At 41.5% G+C, this 2,535-nt stretch carries 2 protein-coding genes and 1 pseudogene; 2 read left to right on the top strand and 1 reads right to left on the bottom strand.

Going from position 1 to position 2,535, the window contains the following annotated elements; genetic code table 11:
• Positions 1-220 (top strand): annotated as a pseudogene (locus tag ACM0OZ_RS48440) (hypothetical protein); the annotation flags it as partial.
• Here ACM0OZ_RS48440 and ACM0OZ_RS48435 read toward each other — a convergent pair.
• Positions 187-444 carry a hypothetical protein gene (locus ACM0OZ_RS48435; protein WP_414590089.1) on the bottom strand — a complete coding sequence of 86 codons (258 nt, stop codon included), beginning with the start codon at positions 442-444 and terminating at the stop codon, positions 187-189. The pseudogene ACM0OZ_RS48440 and the gene ACM0OZ_RS48435 overlap by 34 nt on opposite strands.
• A 267-nt stretch (positions 445-711) precedes the next feature.
• Between ACM0OZ_RS48435 and ACM0OZ_RS48430 the strand changes: the two genes are divergently transcribed.
• Positions 712-2,517: a TnsA endonuclease N-terminal domain-containing protein gene (locus ACM0OZ_RS48430; protein ID WP_414590088.1), complete on the top strand. Its 1,806-nt coding sequence runs from the start codon at positions 712-714 to the stop codon at positions 2,515-2,517.
• The last annotated feature ends 18 nt before the right edge of the window (positions 2,518-2,535 follow it).

The following is a 2,535-nucleotide window of genomic DNA, read 5'->3' as shown; positions in this document are numbered from 1 at the left end:
TTGTGGTCAGCACTCCTTGTCATTTTATACGGTTTTTAGCGATTATATTCTACTACGTCATTTTCTGCTGACCTGGTTGAAAAAACAAGGGATTGATGATGCATTAATTCAACCCTATTCCGGACATTCTTCTCGGCAGTCCTTGGAAGTATATTCACGGCTAAGTATTGGCGAAGCTCAAGAAATTTATGACAAAGTGATGCTGAAATTCCCTGTTTGAGAGGATTTCAGCCAGTTGGCACAAGGTGACAGCTTCTCTAGCCTTACGCCAATAACCGTCATCAACGGCTCTGCAAATCCTCCAAACAACGGAATTGAGCGTATCATAGCTAATGACAAAAGAGTTGGATCAAGCGTTGTATTAAGAACTCCTAAAATTGCCCTTTCTGCGGCTTTACGAGTATACGAGCGACAAATGACGTTCGCATTTGTGATTTGAACCATAGGGTGACCAAATTTTGAACCATAGCGTGACCAACAGTTAACGTAAAAGCAGGGTTTACAGCCAAAATGCCAGATCACATTTTGTATCAAAGCGTGACCGCGTGTCTGAATTGTGAATCATAATAAGTCCTAGAGTTGTAAAACCACTACTAAAAAAACTGAGCGTAAAATCACTTGTTTTTTATTCAACTTTGAGACAAAATATGGTTCAAAGGGACAAGTTATGGTTCATATAAAGCGCGTGTCTTGGATTTTTAGGTTTCAACCGTGGGTTTTCAACTCGTTGTGTCCCAATATTTAAAGGCACAAAAGTGCCGTTCTGAACCAATGAATAGAGATGAGTTTGAGTATTGGTGCAGTTTACAGCATTATTCGGCACAAACAATTGATTTGATTGCTGTGATTCGGTCATCCCCGCCCTCACGTAGAGTACAAGGAAGAAACAAGAACGTTTGCGGGGTGTACCCAAGCCGGAAAATGGGTCTGACAATCCAATTCGAGAGCCGGACAGTGGAATTGTGGGCAATTTACCATATGGAACACGACCCCAAAGTTTTAGAGTTCTACGACCAGCCACCACCCTTTCTAATCCAGTATAAAAATAAATCGGGACGTAATATAGGTCACTATCATACCCCAGACTTTTTTGTATTACGTGATGATGGTGCGTGCTGGGAGGAGTGGAAAACAGCATCAGAATTAGAGAAGTTAGCCGAGAAATATCCCGGACGCTATCAAAAAACCGCATCTGGTTGTTGGCGTTGTCCGCCAGGAGAGGCTCACGCATCACAATTTGGTCTAAAATATTGCGTCCGCACTGATACCGAGTTGCATCCCGTATTTACCCAAAACCTGATATTTTTGGAGGATTACTATGGAAACAAATCCTCTTTGATAACTTTTCATGCAAAAGAGATTACACAATTAGTACAAAAAAATCTTGGCATCACAATTGCTGCATTACTATCTGAGTTGGAAGGAGTATGTGCTAATGATGTATATATAATGATTGCCACAGAGCAACTCTACGTAGATTTGTCAGATGTACACATCATTGAACATTGGCGGACACGACTGTGGATAGACCAACAAACTCATGACGCTTACACCCATGCTCAGAGTTCTGTGGACGCTCTTTGCAGCAAGATATATCCGACAAAACTCTTACCAAATACAGTCTTAATGTGGGATAAGTCGTTATGGACTTTAGTCAACTTAGGTGAGACCACAACGACGTTGCTACCAGAGTCTGGGAAACCAATACAGTTACCAACAGCATTTTTTCTCAAGTTATTTGATAGTGGTGCAATCTGTGTCCATGAGGGCATTACAGACCGAGCCAGAAATGAAACTGTACGTGCTTTGATGGATAGCGCAACTCCAGAGGACTTAAAAGAAGCAAATCGAAAATTTAATATAGTACAAGCATATTTTCAACGACATACAGATATCTATTCTGACATTAACCCTCGTACCTTGCGACGATGGGTACAGCAGTTCCGTGAGGCAGAAAGGACTTATGGTTGCGGTTATGTTGGTTTGCTCAGAAGTAAAACCAAACAAGGGAATCGCCGACCAAAAGCGCCAACTGATTCAAGTGAATTATTAGATAAATTTATTAGAGAGCATTTTGAGACACCAAGACAAGCAACAGCTGCTTCAGTATATCGGGCATATGTCAGAGCTTGTATTGCATCAAATATACAACCTCTGAGTAACCGCACCTTTTACCAACGTCTAAAAAAACGCCCAATCCACGAGCAGACTTTAAAGCGTCAGGGGGCAAAAGCCGCATATGCAACAGAGCCTTTTGTATGGGAACTAGAAAAAAGTACACACCCTCATGGGATTCGTCCCTATGAGGTAGTACATATAGACCATACTGAGCTTGATATCGAATTACGCTCAACCGCGACAGGAAGATTACTAGGAAAACCCTGGCTAACCTTATTAACCGACGCTTTTAGTCGTCGAATTTTATCAGCATATTTGACTTTTGACCCTCCTTCTTACAGAAGTTGCATGATGGGGCTGCGTCTAGTACTGTGCGACAGAAATAATCAGACAGTTTAAAATTGAGAAATGACATGA

This window comes from Scytonema sp. PCC 10023 (assembly GCF_963920835.1).
Classification (GTDB): domain Bacteria; phylum Cyanobacteriota; class Cyanobacteriia; order Cyanobacteriales; family Nostocaceae; genus Kalymmatonema.
This window is presented reverse-complemented; position numbering and strand designations above follow the sequence as displayed.